The following is a 15,869-nucleotide window of genomic DNA, read 5'->3' as shown; positions in this document are numbered from 1 at the left end:
GGGCCTTTCATGAGCCAGACAATCCGTAGCACGGCCGATGGCACCAGCCCGGCCGGCAAGTCGCACGACATAAGCGGCAAGGGACTGAAGACGGGGCAGTTGGGGCTCCTCGCCGTCGTCGTTCTTGGCATTTCAACCATCGCCCCGGCGTATACGCTTACCAGCGCGCTCGGTCCAACCGTCAACGAAGCCGGGCTGCAACTGCCCGTGATCTTCCTTATCGGGTTCATTCCAATGATCCTGGTGTCACTGGCATACCGGGAACTCAACGCCGATTCCCCGGACAGCGGCACAACCTTCACGTGGGTCACCAAAGCTTTCGGTCCTTGGGTGGGCTGGATGGGTGGCTGGGGCCTGCTCGCGGCCAACATCATCGTCCTGTCCAACCTGGCAGGCGTCGCAGTGGACTTCTTCTACCTCTTCCTGGCACAGGTTACTGGCTCCCCCGAGCTCGCGGACCTCGCCTCGGACAAGGTGCTGAACGTTGCCACCTGCTTCGTCTTCGTTGCCTTGGCCGTGTGGGTGAGCTACCGCGGCCTGCACACCACAAAGATCGTCCAGTACGGGCTGGTGGGCTTCCAACTGCTGGTCCTGGGCCTCTTCGTAGCCATGGCGTTCGCCAACTGGTCCACCTCCGAGACCGCCATTCCGTTCAGCTGGGACTGGTTCGATGTCACCAAGATCGAGACGTTCGGCCAGATCGCGGCCGGCATCTCCCTGTCGATCTTCGTTTACTGGGGTTGGGATGTGTGCCTCACGGTGAACGAGGAAACCGCCAATGGAAAGAAGACCGCCGGCCTCGCAGGCACCCTGACCGCCGTCATCGTGCTGGGCATCTACCTCCTGGTCACCATCGCCACCATGATGTTCGCAGGCGTCGGAGACACGGGAATCGGCCTGAACAACGAGGAAAACCACGCCAACGTCTTCACGGCCCTCGCTTCACCGGTCATGGGTCCATTCGCGATCCTCATGTCCCTCGCGGTCCTGTCCAGCTCGGCCGCATCGCTGCAGTCAACGTTCACCTCGCCGTCACGCAGCCTGCTGGCCATGGCGCACTACGGCGCCCTGCCTGAGCGCTTCAGCCACATGAGCAAGAAGTTCTCGACGCCGGGCTTCGCCACCATCGCGGCCGGCGTCCTGTCCGCGGGCTTCTACGCCGTGATGCACGTGATCAGTGAGAACGTGCTCAACGACACCATCCTGGCCCTTGGCTTGATGATCTGCTTCTACTACGGGCTCACGGCCATCGCCTGTGTCTGGTACTTCCGGAACAGTGTGTTCTCCAGTGCCCGGAACTTCTTCCTGCGTCTCTTCTGCCCGCTGCTGGGTGGAGTCGGCCTGTTCGTTGTCTTCCTGCAGACCGCGGTGGACAGCTGGGCCCCGGAGTTTGGAAGTGGCTCGGAAATCTTCGGAGTGGGGCTTGTGTTCGTGCTCGGCATCGGAATCCTTGCCCTGGGTGCGGTGTTCATGCTGATCATGTCCCGCGTCCGTCCCGGCTTCTTCCGCGGAGAGACCATCCGCAAGGACACCCCTGCTCTGGTGGTCCCTGAGTAGCTCCTCAACGCGACGACGCGGGAAAGCGGTCAGTTCGCCGGAAATCTCCGGACGAGCTGGCCGCTTTCCCACGTTCTCGCGGTTAGCCGGCTAAGCAATCACCAATGGTGGGCGACGTCCACCACAAGGCGCGAACCGCCGTCGGGCCCGTCCAAAGTGAAGACACGGAACGGAAGCCGGGCACGGACACCCAAACCGATGCTCGTGGTGCCTTCGAAGCTGCCCGCGTAAACCACCTGCCGGAACGTCTCATACCCGGAAACGTTGGACAACTCCGCCTTGGCTGCGGGAGCGTACGTGAGTTGGCCGTTCTGGTCGTAGGACGGAGCCGTCACCACAACCTGCAGGTCAGCATCACCGAGCACGGGGATTGGATAGCCGGTTGCATCCTGAATCACTACCGGGACGTACTGCACTGAATAGCCGGCCACCTTGCCGGTCATGTCGATCACCAAACGGTCGTAACAGGACTGCTGGCCCGTACGGACGTTGGTGACGTTGGCGGAGCTCATGTCGGGGTCGGCCTTGGCCAGCGAGCCCCACATGATCCCGCAATATGGCGATGCCGAGGCTGGTCCCGGTGCCACCAGACCGAGTCCGGCAGCTGCAAGGACTGCTGCCAAACCCGCTCCAAATTTCCTCATTTTTTGTGCCCCCTTCAGGCGAAGTTGATACTTCAACAGTAGGAGCGACTTGGGTGGTTTGGATGGGTTGTGGCCGCTTCGGCGCACAACCGTTAAAACGACTACGGGGTGGTCACGGGAGAGTCATGGAAGCGGGGTTTTACGCCTTTTCACGGACCAGATTGTGGGTGTTCGTGCACGGGTTCGTAATCGAAGATAACGACACCTGGGCGTTACAAAGAGTTGCGGACACGCAAAAGCCCCATCCGGCCATTCATTGGCCTGACGGGGCTTGAACGTTTTGCAGTACCCGGGATTAGCCCTCGCAGTCCTTGCAGAACTTAAGGCCGTTCTTTTCCAGGGCAACCTGAGACCTATGGCGGACCAGGAAGCAGGAAGAACACGTGAATTCGTCAGACTGTTCAGGTACCACCACAACGGTCAGTTCTTCACCGGAAAGATCGGCGCCCGGGAGGTCGATGCCTTCCGCTGTGTCGTTTTCGTCGATGTCGATGACTGCAGTCTGGGCACCGGTGCCGCGGGACGCCTGAAGAGCCTCAAGCGAGTCCGCGGGAGTCTCTTCTTCTGTCTTGCGGGGCGCGTCGTAATCAGTAGCCATTGGGTTCGCTTTCGTTGCTGCATAGTGCCATTTCAGGCACCTCAGTGAAGCAGTTTAGGGCATAGCATCCGCATTGGACGAAAAGTGTGCCCAAAACAACATTCAGCAGCTTTCAAGCCAACCTTTAGGGGTTACGGCGGGCCACCGGTTCCACACAATCCAGGACGTATGCGGCCTCAATCCATTGGCTGTGCTTAGTCCTGAAGTGCCTGCTGCACGACGTACTCCGCAATCGCCATCGACGACGTAGCCCCCGGCGACGGTGCATTCCGCACCAAAACCGTGTTCCGGCGTCGTGAAATCACAAAATCATCCACCAAGGAACCGTCAGCGTTCATGGCCTGTGCGCGGACGCCTCGCGTGCCAGGAAGAATAGTTGCACCCTCCAACGACGGGACAAAGCGTACGGCCTCCTGAATGAACTTCTTCCTACTGACCACGGTCTGGAATTCGCGGACAGCCGAGGGCACATTCTGACGGGCAAAATTCCAGAAGCCTGGAAACAGGGTGTAATTCAGGACGTCGCGCACATCGATGTCCTTCCAGGAATAGGCCTCGCGTCCGAACGAGATGAATGCGTTGGGGCCCAGCATCATTTCGCCGTCGATCCTTTTGGTCAGGTGCACTCCAAGGAACGGATGCTTGGGGTCGGGCACCGGATAAATCAAGCCCCTGACTTTTGCGCGGGTTTCCTTGCCGAGGAGGAAGTACTGCCCAAAGAACGGGACGATGCGCGGCGTTGCAGGTTCTCCAGTGGCTTTCGCCAACCGGTCCGATTGAAGGCCGGCGCAGGCCACCACAAGATCGTAGTGTTCGCCCCCGGCCTTCGTGTGGACCACGACGCCGCTCCCCTGCTGTTCCAGTGAGGTGACTTCCTGCCCAAGCCGGATCTGCCCGCCCGCTTGACGGACGTCGTCGGCGAGCGCATTGGTGACGGCCGTGTAGTTCACGATCGCCGTTTCCGGCGAGTGCAAGGCAGAAAGCCCGACGGCGTTCGGCTCCACCTCGCGTATTTGGTCACCCCGCAGCATGCGTGCGCCCGGCACCCCATTGGCCGTTGCCCGCGCGAAGATGTTCTCCAGTCGCTTCGATTCTTCGGGGGTCTGGGCGATCACCAACTTGCCACAGGCCTCGTACGGCAGATCTTTGGCGGCGCAGAATTCCTGAAGCAGGGCAACTCCCCGGCGGCAGAGCGTTGCCTTCAACCCGCCGGGCTCGTAGTACAGGCCAGCGTGGACTACGCCGGAGTTGTGGCCGGTCTGGTGCTTGGCGAGCTGGTCCTCCTTCTCGTAGACGGTGACCTGGACGCCGTCGAGTTTGTTGGCCAATTCCCGGGCCACAGCCACGCCGATGATCCCGCCGCCAATGACGGCGCAGCGCTTGATGCTTTTCGGTTTGGTATCACCGGTCATGGGAACTCCTCGTCGTTGGGGATTGGTCCGCATCACTCCACAGCATTCCATGGAGTGGTTCGCGGGGCACGTAAAAAGGGGCGGCACTTGGCGTGCCGCCCCTTTTACGTGGTGCGTGGATTGCTAGACAGCGCTGGGCTGGTCGAAGCGCTGGCCGGCCGGGTTGGACGGCAGGAGCGCGAGAACCAGAATTGCAAGTCCGCCAACGAACGGAATGAGGCCGAGCAAGGCGAGCCAGCCGCTGAAGTTGCCATCGTGCAGACGACGGACCAGCAACGAAATGGACGGAATGAGTACGGCCAGGTAGAACGCAAAGATCAAAATAAGCCCGACAACTGCGCCCGGGCCGGGAACTGCCGTTCCGTTTGCCGAGACCGTAGAACCTGCAGCACCGAGGATGCCAGTAAGGAGCTGCAGTACAAAGCCGATGACACCCAACGCGAGGGCCACCCACCAGTACTCGCTGCGGCTCGCACGGCCGGTGAAGGCGGTGTACTTCTTGAAGAAACGCTTTACGGCGGCGCCGATTGGTGCGCCATAGTAAGGGGCCCACAGCGGCGGTTCGCCTGTCTGTGCGCCATACGGCTGGGTGTGCTGTGGCTGTTGCTGGTAACTCAAGGTGTTCCCCCGGGGTTTGGTGTGAATAATGCAATGAGACCTAAACTCTGTGAAGAGTCGTTGCTCATCGTAGTGGTCTCCGCGGTATTTATGCAGGTCGATGGACAAAATTAACCGGGATTTAGCCCGTTGACGGATTATTTCGGCCCAATCCCTCTCTCACATACCAACCCTTTTGCGGCGACGTTCTCTCACATACGCCCCCGATTTTGAGGCATGCTCTCTCACATAAAACCCCTCGAGGTTCGACGGCGGCACTATCCAACCGTCGCCGTCGAACCTTATGTAGGAGAACGCCCGAACGGGTCAGGACGCGAACTGTTTCCTCAGCTCCGCCTTGCGGATCTTCCCGCTGGCAGTCCTTGGCATTTCCTCAACGAAAACCACGGACTTGGGGATCTTGTAGCGGGCAAGCCGGCCTTCCAAATACGAGCGCAGCTGTTCCTCTGTCAGGGAAGCACCTTCGAGCAGTGTCACGATGGCTCGCGGAACCTCCCCCCACTTGTCATCGGCCACGCCAATGACGGCAACACTCCGCACCTCCGGAAGTTCAGCGATCAGAGCTTCCACTTCGGCTGGATAGATGTTCTCTCCACCGGAAATGATCATGTCCTTGATGCGGTCCGAGACGAACAAGAAACCTTCGTCGTCCTGGAAACCCATATCGCCGGACCGGAACCAGGACGAACCCGCATAGCTGTCAGCCGTAGCCTCAGGCCTGTTCCAGTACTCCTTGATGACGTTGGGCCCCGAAATCTGGATCTCTCCCACGGCCCCAGCCGGAGCGAGCCCACCGATCGGATCCGCAATCCGCACATCGGTGAAGAAGTGCGGCAGGCCTGCGGAACCGGCCTTCTCCTGCGATCTGGAGACTGGCAGCATCGTGGCGCCGGGAGCTGTCTCGGTCATGCCGTAGCAACTCGTGAAGCCAATGCCCCGCTCTTCATAGGCGTCCAGTACCCTCTGCGGAACCGCGGAACCACCACAGGTGAGCTTGTCAAGGGAGCTGAGATCCGCCGTCGACCATTCCGGATGGTCGCAGAGCATCTGGAAGGTGGTGGGAACCCCATTGAGGGTAGTGACTTTGTGCTGCCCGATCAGCTTGAGGACGCGACCGGCGTCGAACTTGGTCTCGAGTAGCACCGTGGCGCCCTTGAGGAGCATGGGCAGCAGGCCCATGTCCAGGGAAGCTACGTGGAAGAGAGGGGAAATCATGAGCGCGACGTCGTCCCGGTTGAGGTCCATGTCCACCACGGTGTTGATGCAGTTCCACGTGATATTGCCGTGCGTCAGCAGTGCACCTTTCGGCTTGCCCGTGGTGCCCGAGGTGTAGAGAATCATGGCGCCGTCGTCCAAATTCACGGCCACATCCAGCGGCGTCGCAGCTGCCGCGTCAATCACCTCGCCATAGTGCTCGACGCCGGATGGCAGCTTAACGGCGAAACCTTCCGAACCGCCGTCGGGCGCCACCACAAAGCGGTGTGTGACGGCAGTGTCCACCACGGACGCCGCGGCCACGACTTCCAGCGGCGCTGCGCTGATCAAAAGACGCGCCCCCGAATCCTGCAGTTGGAACTGCAACTCAGGGGCGGTGAGGCGTGTGTTCAAGGGAACGAAGATCGCACCGACCAGTCCGCAGGCAAAGAAAGTCTCCACAAAGGAGGGGTGGTTCTCGCCGAGGTAGGCCACGCGGTCCCCCTTGGCCACGCCCCTGGCAACAAGAGCGTTGGCCAAGCGGTCCGTACGGTTGGCGAGGTCGGCATAGCTCAGTGCCTGGCTGCCTGAGACCAGAGCCGCTTTGGGGCCCGACTTGGCACGGCGCCGGTGCAGCCAGGATCCAACTCCGTTGTTGTCCATGGTGCAGTACTCCTAACTGACCGAAGAAAGGTCGTTGTTCTTAGACTCTCGCGTGAGCAGGATGAAGACAATCGACACCACTGACATGGCAGACAGGAATACCACCACAGGGATGATGCTCTGGCCGGAATCCTTGTAGAGGCCCGCAACGATGCCGGGCGTGAAGCCAGCGCCGATCAGGGTGGCGAGCTGGTAACCGACGGCTGCACCGGTGTAGCGGTTGGTGGTACCGAACTGCTCGGACACAAACGCAGCAAGGGGTCCATAGAGGGATGAGTGCAGGATGAGTGCCACGGTGAATGCAAGGAAGATCAATGCGATGTTGCCGGAGCTGAGCATTCCGAACATCGGGAACAGGTACAGGATGAACAGGGCCAGTCCGGTGACCATGATCGGGCGGCGTCCGAAGCGATCGGACAATCTTCCGCCCAGTAGGACGAAAAGGATGGAGATGGCCGAGGCTCCCGCGAAGGCATAGAGCACGCCCTGCTGCGGTGCGCCCTTGGAGACCGCGTAGGTCACGGAGAATGTGGGCAGTACTACTTGCAAGCCGAATCCTGCGGCGCCGGCAAACATGATCATGATCAGCGCCTTGGGACGCCGCAGCACTTCCAGCAGAGGGATTTTACGCTTGGTGCCCTGAGCGCTTTCCTTGGCGACGGCTTCGGCGAAGATCGGGCTCTCGGAAACACGCAGCCTGACAAACATGCCAACGATCAGGAGCACGAAGGACAGGAGAAACGGCACACGCCAGCCCCACGCGAGGAACGCGTCCTGAGGAAGGGCGGAGAAGATGCCCATGACGACGGTGCCGAGGACGGCCCCTGTTGGCGCTCCTGCGTTCACGAACGATGCCGCGAAGCCGCGCCGCTTGGGGTCGGAATGTTCCAGCGCCATCAACGCGGCGCCACCCCATTCGCCTCCGACCGCAATGCCCTGGCAGACGCGCAGGACCACGAGGAGCACGGCGCCCCAGGGACCGATGACGTTGGCCCCGGGAATCAAACCGATCAAGGTGGACGCAATGCCCATCATCGCCATGGAAACGATCAGCATTCCCTTGCGGCCGATGCGGTCACCGAAGTGGCCGAAGATGATGCCGCCCAGGGGCCGTGCAACGTAACCTGCAGCGAAAGTGGCGTAGGCGGCTACGACGCCCACCCATTCGTCTGTACCGGCAAAGAACACTTTGGGGAAGGCGACCGCCGCGGCGGTGGCGTACAGCAGGAAGTCGTAGAACTCGATGGTGCTGCCCAGATAACTGGACAAGATGACCGTACGCGCTTCTTTGCGCTTCGCGGCCGTGCTCGCAGTTGCGAGTGCAGTGTGTCCTGACATGGCTGTTCCTTGGGAGAGGAGGGATTTGGTGTTGTGCGTTTGCTTATTTGTAGAAGCGTGCGAGGAATTCGGCCACGACGGCGGGGCGCTCCTGGCCTTCGATTTCGATGGTGGCGCGGACCTTAATCTGGGCGCCGCCTTTGACTTCGGTGACGTCGGCGATGGTGCCGCTCATACGGACCTTGGAACCGACCTTGACCGGCGACGTGAAGCGGACTTTGTCCAGCCCGTAGTTGACCTTGGTGGTGACACCGTCGACGTCGAACAGCTCACCCCAGAATGGGATGATGAGGGACAGGGTGAGGAAGCCGTGCGCGATGGGAGCACCGAAGGGGCCGTCCTTGGCGCGTTCGGGATCGGTGTGGATCCACTGCTGGTCGTCAGTGGCGTCAGCGAACAGATTGATCTGTTGCTGGGTGATTTCGCGGTAGTCGGTGGTGCCGAGGTCCTTGCCGGACATGGTGAGCAGGGTGTCGAAATCGACGACGAGATTGGGCATCGGTTGCCTCCTGATAGTTGTGTTTTGGTTTAGCGGGTGAAGGCACTGTCGCCGGTGAGGGCGCGGCCGATGATGAGGGCGTTGATTTCGTGGGTGCCCTCGTACGAGTAGACGGCTTCGGCGTCTGCGTGGAAACGCGCGACGTCGGCGGCGAGCGTGATGCCGTTGCCGCCCACCACTTCGCGTGCCAGGGCGACGGTTTCGCGCATCATCAGGCTGGTCTGCATCTTTGCCAGCGCGGAGTCCTGGTCCCGGTAGATGCCCCAGCCCTGCTGTTCGGTCAGCCTCACCACCAGCGAGAGAGACGCGGTGATGTTGCCGAGCATCCGGGCAAGTTTCTCCTGGATTAACTGGAACGAGCCCAGCGAACGGCCGAATTGTTGGCGTTCCTTGACGTAGGCAAGCGCGGCTTCGAAAGCACCGGCTTGGATGCCCGTGGCGATCCACGCAACGTCCGAGCGCATGGCCCGGAGCATCGCTGCAACGTCTTTGAACGAGTTCACGTTATGCAGGCGCATGGCCTCCGGGACGCGGACCCCTTCCATGGTGATGTGTGCGTTCTGCATCATCCGCAAAGAAGTCTTGCCGTGGATCTTCTCAAGCCTCACGCCGGCAGCCTGCCGGTCCACGAGAAACGCTTTGACCTGCCCGTCGGCGACGTCCCGGGCGAACACGCACAGCACATCGGCCGTTGAGGCGCCCCCGATCCACCGCTTGGCGCCCTCGAGGATCCAGGTTCCACCGTCGGCCCCTGTACCGCCGGCCTCTCCTGCAACGCCTGCTTCATAGCGTGCGGTGGTGGAGAGCCCGCCGGCGATGTCCGAGCCGTGTTCCGGTTCGGTCAACGAGAACACACCCTTGAGCGAGAAATCCACAACCCGGGGCATCCACTCGCGCTGCTGTTCCTCCGAGGCGCCCACCCGGATCGCGGTCCGGAACAGCCCGGCTTGGGCGGTGTACCAGGTAGCCAGCGAAGCGTCAGTGCGGGCGAGTTCGAAGATCCGGAACCCCTGGTAGATCCCCCGTGCGGCCTCGTCGAAAGGCTCCATCAGGTCAAGATCGATGAGCGGCTGCGCCAATTGCTCGGGGAACTCGCCCCGTTCCCAGTACTCGGCCAGCAACGGCTTCGCTTCGGCGTCCAGGAAGTTCCGGAGCTGGGCCAAGACGGCGCGCTCCTCGGCGGTGAGGAGGGCTTCGGCGTCATACCAATCCGCCGCAGAATACAGCCGTTGGTCCAAGACGGTCGTGCTCATGTCAACCACCCAATCCGAGCAGCCGAACCGCATTTCCCTTGAGGACCTTCGGGCGGACCTCGTCCTTCAAAGGCAGGTCAGCAAACGCGCCCAACCATTTCTGCGGGGTGATCAGCGGGAAGTCAGTGCCGAATAAAACCTTGTCCTGCAACACGGAATTCGACGCTTTCACGAGGGACTCCGGGAAGTACTTGGGCGACCAGCCGGAGAGGTCGATGAACACGTTCGCCTTGTGGGTGGCGATTGAGTTCGCTTCATCCTGCCAGGGCACCGAGGGGTGGGCCATGATGATCTGCAAGCCCGGAAAGTCCGCGGCGACAGCGTCCAGCAGCAACGGGTTGGAGTAGGCCAGCTTGATTCCGTACCCGCCGGGAAGTCCCGCGCCCATACCGTTCTGGCCGGTGTGGAAAATGGCCGGCAGCCCCAGCTCCTGCAACGTCTCCCACAACGGGTAGAACTGCTCGTTGGACGGATCGAAACCCTGCAACGACGGATGGAACTTGAACCCGCGGGCACCGAGCTCCACGGCTTGATGCTTCGCCCCCGCGATCGCGTCTTCCCCCGTTCGCGGATCCACGGACCCGAAGGGAATCAACACATCATTGTTCCGCGCCGCCCCGTCAATCAGTTCCGGGATGCTGTTCGGCTCGTGCTTGAGCTGTGTGCGCGCGTCCACAGTGAAGACGACGGCGGCCATGTTCAGCTCGCGATACACCTCCGCGATCCTGTCCAGTGACGGCGTCCTGTCCTCGGACTTGAAATACTTCGCCGAGGCCTCCGTCAGCGCTGCCGGGAGTGAACCGTGACCGCAACTGTCCACTTCCAAATGGACGTGCATGTCGATCGCGTCCAGCGCCGAAGCATCGACGCCCAGTTCGTAACGGGCCATGATCAGCGCGCCTGTGCAGGTTCTGGCTGCAGCTCCGCCGGCAGTGGCAGGAATTCCTCACCGTAGCCCTGAAGGTTTTCGTTGCTGAAAAGGTCCTCAGCGTTCTCGCGCAGTGCGTCATAGCTCCAGCCGCCGTCGCGGTATTCGGTGGTCGCCGCCGTCGGATGCGTCCACACCTGCAGCCGGTCACCGCCAGCTCCAATGGCCTGGCCGGTAATCCCCGAGGCCGCATCAGAGGCGAGGAAGGCAATAAGCCCCGCCACATCATCGGCGGTCCCAAAACCAAGATCATGGCGGAAGAAGGACGGCATGGCCTCACCACGCTCGTCGGCCTCAACGGCCTTCTGGAAATACGGGACGGTCTTGGTCATCGCCGTCGCCGCCACCGGGATAACCGAATTGACGGTAACGCCGGCCTTCTTCATCTCCAAAGCCCACGTGCGGACCATGCCCACGATCCCGGCCTTCGCAGCCGCGTAATTGGTCTGCCCGAAGTTGCCACGCTGGCCCGTCGGCGAACCAATCGTGATGATCCGGCCCGGAACGTTGTTTTCCTTGAAGTACGCAAAGGCCTCACGGACACAGGTGAACGTTCCGCGGAGGTGGACGTTGACAACCAGGTCGAAGTCCTCATCGGTCATCTTCAACAGGCTCTTGTCCCGCAGGATTCCGGCGTTGGTCACCAGGATATCCAGCCGCCCGAATGCATCAACGGCACCGGCCACCAACGCTTTCGCAGCCTCCGTGCTGCCCACCGGAACCACCACCGCGGTGGCCCGGCCGCCGTCGGCCTCAATCTGCGCAACAGCCTGCGCCGCGGTCTCCGCGTTCACATCGTTTATAACGACGGCGGCACCCTGACGGGCCAGCTCCCTCGCGTAAGCGAGTCCAAGACCCTGTCCACTCCCGGTGACGATTGCAACCTTGCCGTTCAAACTCATGGCGTGCTCCTTCGCATGCAGTAACCAGCCGGAGCCGGTGGGGCCGATCCCACTGCCACGTGAGATCCTTGTCATGATCAATGAGATTACGGATCATTGAAAAAGTCAACGATTGTTTTTATTTACTATTGGAGTTGCCATGGGCACGCAGAGCACCAAAGCCGAAACCCCCCGCCTCGCGGCAGCGAAGATTGGCAATGACGTGGGGCTCCTTCTGGCAAAGCTGCATGCCACAGGATCGCTGCTGAACAACAAAGCCCTGGCGGATTACGGTCTTCGCGAACGCTCCTTCTCCGTGCTGACCCTCGCCTGCAGTGGCCTGGAACCCACACAGCGTGAGCTGGCGGATTTCCTGAGCCTGGATCCGAGCCAGGTAGTCAGCCTGGTGGACGACCTCGAACACCGCGGCCTGGTCAAACGAGCTCAAGGCAAGCAGGACCGCCGCGCCAAGATCATCGTCTCCACAGCTGAGGGCCGCCGGATCCACAACAAGGCGCGGGCTGCCCTCGAGGTGTGCGAACGGAGCCAGCTCGAAGCTTTGAGTGAAGAGGAGAATGCCCAACTCAGGGAACTGTTGAAGAAGGCGCTGTGGGGATAGTTACGGCCCCGGTCCGAATGCGGTCCAAGCGATAATCGGGCCCGACGCTACGTCGCCAAGGCGCCCGGTGTTGGTGAAGAGCCCGGCTGCCAGAGCCGAACGGGCTTTCGCCAGAGAACTGGACGTTTGCACCGCTTCCTGGCGAGGTGATATGCAACCGTCCATATCGCGGATGTGGGACATATGTCAGGATCAGAGTTCGCACTCGGCCACATCGCTTTGAATCCCTTTCAAGCGGCTTGTTACCCCGGAATGGACCATGAATCTGCCACTCTTTCACGACCCCCTCAAGGGCCGCGTCACCGTCGACGCGCCCGTGCGTGATCCCAGGATTGGACGCGATGGCGCGTTCCGTCGCGACGCCCGGACACGGACTTCTCCCAGAGCCGCCCGACCCTCCACACACGCAGCGAAGTCGACACGGCAGCGCGAGGTGGCCAAGGTTGCCGAAGATCTCCAGGCGTTGATCGCCAGGACCACGCCTCGGCCATAAGCACGTTCTCGCGGACTACCATCCACAGCATGAGTATCCGCATAGGTACATCTGGCTGGAGCTACGACCACTGGGAAAATGTGCTCTATCCACCGGGCCTGCCCACGGTCAAGCGCCTGGCCCACTACGTGGCCCGGTTCGACACGGTTGAGCTCAACGCGAGTTTTTACCGTTGGCCGCGGGACACCGCATTCAAGAGCTGGCATGATCGCCTGCCTGCAGGATTTGCGATGTCGGTCAAGGCGCCCCGTGGTCTCACGCATGGGAAAAAGCTGTACAGCCCTGAAGTGTGGGTGGAACGCATTACCCGCTGCTGGCACGAACTGGGTGACAAAAGAGCTGTGCTGCTTGTCCAGCTTCCTCCTGATTTTGCCCGCGATGATGCCCGCCTCGATTACTTCCTTGCAGCCTTACCCCATTGGATTCGCGTGGCGGTGGAATTCCGGCACGATAGCTGGGACCACCCTGACGTCTACGCGTTGCTTGAACGCCACGAGGCAGCTTACTGCGTCATGAGCGGCGCCAACTTGCCGTGCATCCTTCGGGCCACGGCACCGTTCGTTTACATCCGGCTTCACGGACCGGATACTGAGCACCTCTACGGCGGCTCATATTCGGACGCGGATCTTCGCTGGTGGGCGGATCGGATTCGTGAGTGGAACAGCACGGGCAAGGACGTGTACGCCTATTTCAACAACGACGGCGGTGGCAACGCCGTGCGCAACGCCGATACTTTGCGATGGCTGCTTGGGAATGGCTGACCGCTAACGGCGAGCCATCCGGCGGGTCTTAGCTCAGGCGACCCCGCACGATTTCGCTGACGGTCTTGCCATCGAACCGTCCTGCAACCTTGGCAGTTACCGGCTTCATCACGGCGCCGATTGAACGCATTGAGAGTTCCTGCCCGTCGGCTTTAAGAGCGGCGATGGCTTCGTCGACGATGGCTTCCACTTCTTCGCGGCTTAGCGGCTTGGGGAGGTATTCCTCGATGATCTCAGCCTCCGCAACTTCGGCGGCTGCCCTGTCTGCTTCCCCGGCTTCGGTGTAGATGCGTGCGGTATCCCGGCGCTTGGCAGCTTCCTTTTGAAGCAGTGACGTAACCTGCGCATCGTCCAACTCGATGGGCGTTTTGCCCGACTTCTCGCGTGTGGTGATCTCACCCAGGACGTTCCGCACGGTGGTGAGCGCTGTTTTGTTGCCCGCCTTCATGTGGCCTACGACGTCTGCCTTGAGACGATCTTTCAGTGACATTGCGCTCCTTGATTGGGGTTCCTACTTGCCATGGTAGTCAGTTGCCAAGCTCGACGAGGGCCGGAAAATTTTCCTTGCGGAGCATTTAGTAAGCATGCTTAGCTTATTGTGCCGCTGGAATTCCTTGAAGGAACCGGTTGGCTCACCGATCGCACCGAGGAGCCTTAGCGCTACATGGGAGGGACAACCATGCATCTGAACGAACGGGAGCGCAGGGTGCTGCAGCAACTCGAACGGGAACTTTTCATCCAGGATCCGGACTTGGCCCGTCAACTGGAAACAGGGATCCCCGCGCGTCGCACCTATGAACCGCAGGCCCGCCACGTTCTTGCTGTAGCAGTTGGAGTGCTGATGATGCTGTTGGCCATACCAATCAATCCGTCCCCCTTGGGATATTGTGGCTTCCTTCTGATGGCGTGGGGATTAGTGGCACATCGCGTACAGAAGGCCCGTTCCGCTTCCGACTGAGCCTATTCCTTTTCCAGGCCCGCTTCGGTTGGTGGCGCCGGACGTACTTCGGGAAGAGTCAGCCCGGAGAGCTCCTTCTCGGTTGGGCCACTGACCACCACCTGCGCGGGACTGTGCAGGAGATATCCGTTGAGCCAGGAAAATAGTGCGCGGACTTTCTGCTGGACCCCGGACAATAGGGCCAAATGGACCAAGAGCCAGGACAAGAAGGCGAAAAGGCCCTGCAACTGGATTCGTTTGCGGCCCAGTTCTGCCACGGCAGCACCCCGGCCCACCATGGCCATATAGCCCTTGTCCACGTACCGGAAGGGAGTACGGCTCCCACCAGCGAGGTCTGCAAGGATATTGGCCGCCGCCCACTTTCCGGCTTGTTGGGCTACGGAGCCAAGCTGGGGCAACTTCGCGCCAGTGGAATCGGTGATGTTCGCTGCATCGCCGATGACGTACACACCATCCACATCCGGGGCGGTCAAGTCTGGACGGACATCGACACGCCCACCTTTGCCCTGTGTCAGCCCCGAAGTGCTGATGAGGTCTCCCGCTTTCAAGCCGCCGGCCCAAACAACGATCTGCGCGGGGACAAAGCTCCCGTCAGCCAGCGCCACACCATCGGTTCGCACCTCGGTAACGCCCACTCCCATATGCAGCTGGACGCCCACCTTCTGAAGACGTTCGGTGGCGTACCGCTGGGACTTCGTGGAGAACATGTTCAACACACTCGGGACCATGTCCACCAGGTGAACGCGGCAGCGGGCAGCGAGTTCAGGAGAGAAGTACTTGCGGACCATGTATTTCACGTTTTCTGCCATGGCCCCGGCAGTCTCCACGCCGGTGGGTCCTCCTCCCACCACCACCACGTCTACCAGCCCCTCGGAGTTCCTATCGGCCTGGTCCAGCAGCCGGGTAATGGCGGTGCCCAGCCTGGTGGCGTCCGTGACGGAGTACAGCGGAAAAGCATGTTGCCCGGCGCCTGGGGTGTTGAAGAAGTTGGGAACTGCACCTACCGCAATGACCAGGATTTCCGCCCGCAAAGTCACGCCATCGGCGGTAGTGACTGACCGTTGCGCAGCATCAATAGTGGCAACACTCGCCGTCAGGACCCTGACAGTTTCATAGCGGCGGAAGACGGAGCGCAGCGGGCGCGTAATGGCGGAAACCCCGATCTGGGAAGTAGCCAGTTGATAAAGGAGCGGTTGGAACTGGTGGTAGTTGTTCGAGTCAATCAACAGGACGCGTACGCCCTTCCGGCCGAGTTTTTTGGCTGCCGCAACGCCTGCGAATCCGGCACCCACCACGATGACTTGGTATGTGTCCTCCATGCGAGCAACTTACTTCACCCTGGGTTCCGGCAACAGTACCGGCGGGTCCCCTCATGTCTTACATGCTCGACGGCGGGTGGACGGCCAGCGCTGGGACGGCAGCTCGCCGTCGTGCGTTTATTCTCTGGTCCCGT

At 61.1% G+C, this 15,869-nt stretch carries 17 protein-coding genes; 5 read left to right on the top strand and 12 right to left on the bottom strand.

Features of this window, described 5'->3' with window-relative positions; genetic code table 11:
• Positions 1-9: 9 nt before the first annotated feature.
• Complete coding sequence (locus tag ACFX4T_RS22910) at positions 10-1,557, top strand: APC family permease (protein WP_377654400.1); 1,548 nt, start codon at positions 10-12, stop codon at positions 1,555-1,557.
• A 98-nt stretch (positions 1,558-1,655) separates the two neighbouring features.
• Here the strand turns inward: ACFX4T_RS22910 and ACFX4T_RS22905 are convergent, their stop codons facing one another.
• The 10 genes from ACFX4T_RS22905 to ACFX4T_RS22860 form a co-directional block, all read right to left on the bottom strand.
• The gene (locus ACFX4T_RS22905) at positions 1,656-2,201 is read right to left on the bottom strand and encodes a hypothetical protein (protein WP_216926977.1); all 546 of its coding nucleotides are present in this window, start codon (positions 2,199-2,201) and stop codon (positions 1,656-1,658) included.
• 295 nt (positions 2,202-2,496) lie between these two features.
• Entirely contained in the window at positions 2,497-2,799 is a 303-nt protein-coding gene (locus ACFX4T_RS22900) for a DUF4193 domain-containing protein (RefSeq protein WP_223948048.1), read from the bottom strand.
• Positions 2,800-2,993: 194 nt separating this feature from the next.
• A complete protein-coding gene (gene lhgO / locus ACFX4T_RS22895) occupies positions 2,994-4,211 on the bottom strand; it encodes an L-2-hydroxyglutarate oxidase (RefSeq protein ID WP_377654397.1) in 1,218 nt (405 codons plus the stop codon).
• Between the two features lie 123 nt (positions 4,212-4,334).
• Positions 4,335-4,829 carry a DUF805 domain-containing protein gene (locus ACFX4T_RS22890; protein WP_216926975.1) on the bottom strand — a complete coding sequence of 165 codons (495 nt, stop codon included), beginning with the start codon at positions 4,827-4,829 and terminating at the stop codon, positions 4,335-4,337.
• A gap of 306 nt (positions 4,830-5,135) precedes the next feature.
• Positions 5,136-6,686, bottom strand: coding sequence for an o-succinylbenzoate--CoA ligase (menE, locus tag ACFX4T_RS22885; protein WP_377654395.1), 1,551 nt, complete (start codon positions 6,684-6,686; stop codon positions 5,136-5,138).
• A gap of 12 nt (positions 6,687-6,698) precedes the next feature.
• Entirely contained in the window at positions 6,699-8,024 is a 1,326-nt protein-coding gene (locus ACFX4T_RS22880) for an MFS transporter (RefSeq protein ID WP_223948044.1), read from the bottom strand.
• 43 nt (positions 8,025-8,067) lie between these two features.
• A complete protein-coding gene (locus ACFX4T_RS22875) occupies positions 8,068-8,523 on the bottom strand; it encodes a MaoC family dehydratase (RefSeq protein ID WP_377654393.1) in 456 nt (151 codons plus the stop codon).
• A 29-nt stretch (positions 8,524-8,552) separates the two neighbouring features.
• On the bottom strand, positions 8,553-9,776 hold the full coding sequence (locus ACFX4T_RS22870) for an acyl-CoA dehydrogenase family protein (RefSeq protein ID WP_377654391.1): 1,224 nt from the start codon (positions 9,774-9,776) through the stop codon (positions 8,553-8,555).
• Between the two features lies 1 nt (position 9,777).
• Positions 9,778-10,668 carry an amidohydrolase family protein gene (locus ACFX4T_RS22865; protein WP_308169460.1) on the bottom strand — a complete coding sequence of 297 codons (891 nt, stop codon included), beginning with the start codon at positions 10,666-10,668 and terminating at the stop codon, positions 9,778-9,780.
• The gene (locus ACFX4T_RS22860) at positions 10,668-11,606 is read right to left on the bottom strand and encodes an SDR family NAD(P)-dependent oxidoreductase (protein ID WP_223948041.1); all 939 of its coding nucleotides are present in this window, start codon (positions 11,604-11,606) and stop codon (positions 10,668-10,670) included. Before ACFX4T_RS22860 ends, ACFX4T_RS22865 begins: the two co-directional genes overlap by 1 nt.
• A gap of 139 nt (positions 11,607-11,745) precedes the next feature.
• Between ACFX4T_RS22860 and ACFX4T_RS22855 the strand changes: the two genes are divergently transcribed.
• The 3 genes from ACFX4T_RS22855 (at position 11,746) to ACFX4T_RS22845 (ending at position 13,458) form a co-directional block, all read left to right on the top strand.
• On the top strand, positions 11,746-12,204 hold the full coding sequence (locus ACFX4T_RS22855; RefSeq protein WP_223948040.1) for a MarR family winged helix-turn-helix transcriptional regulator: 459 nt from the start codon (positions 11,746-11,748) through the stop codon (positions 12,202-12,204).
• A 259-nt stretch (positions 12,205-12,463) separates the two neighbouring features.
• Positions 12,464-12,697, top strand: a complete 234-nt coding sequence (locus tag ACFX4T_RS22850) for a hypothetical protein (RefSeq protein ID WP_377654388.1) — start codon at positions 12,464-12,466, stop codon at positions 12,695-12,697.
• A gap of 29 nt (positions 12,698-12,726) precedes the next feature.
• Complete coding sequence (locus ACFX4T_RS22845) at positions 12,727-13,458, top strand: DUF72 domain-containing protein (protein ID WP_377654386.1); 732 nt, start codon at positions 12,727-12,729, stop codon at positions 13,456-13,458.
• A gap of 28 nt (positions 13,459-13,486) precedes the next feature.
• Here the strand turns inward: ACFX4T_RS22845 and ACFX4T_RS22840 are convergent, their stop codons facing one another.
• Positions 13,487-13,948, bottom strand: coding sequence for a GatB/YqeY domain-containing protein (locus ACFX4T_RS22840; protein ID WP_216926965.1), 462 nt, complete (start codon positions 13,946-13,948; stop codon positions 13,487-13,489).
• Between the two features lie 189 nt (positions 13,949-14,137).
• Between ACFX4T_RS22840 and ACFX4T_RS22835 the strand changes: the two genes are divergently transcribed.
• Complete coding sequence (locus ACFX4T_RS22835; RefSeq protein ID WP_216926964.1) at positions 14,138-14,416, top strand: DUF3040 domain-containing protein; 279 nt, start codon at positions 14,138-14,140, stop codon at positions 14,414-14,416.
• Positions 14,417-14,418: 2 nt separating this feature from the next.
• Here ACFX4T_RS22835 and ACFX4T_RS22830 read toward each other — a convergent pair whose 3' ends face one another.
• Positions 14,419-15,735, bottom strand: a complete 1,317-nt coding sequence (locus ACFX4T_RS22830) for an NAD(P)/FAD-dependent oxidoreductase (RefSeq protein WP_216926963.1) — start codon at positions 15,733-15,735, stop codon at positions 14,419-14,421.
• Positions 15,736-15,869: the final 134 nt, after the last annotated feature.

The organism is Paenarthrobacter sp. YIM B13468, from assembly GCF_042788025.1.
GTDB lineage: Bacteria > Actinomycetota > Actinomycetes > Actinomycetales > Micrococcaceae > Arthrobacter > Arthrobacter aromaticivorans.
This window is presented reverse-complemented; position numbering and strand designations above follow the sequence as displayed.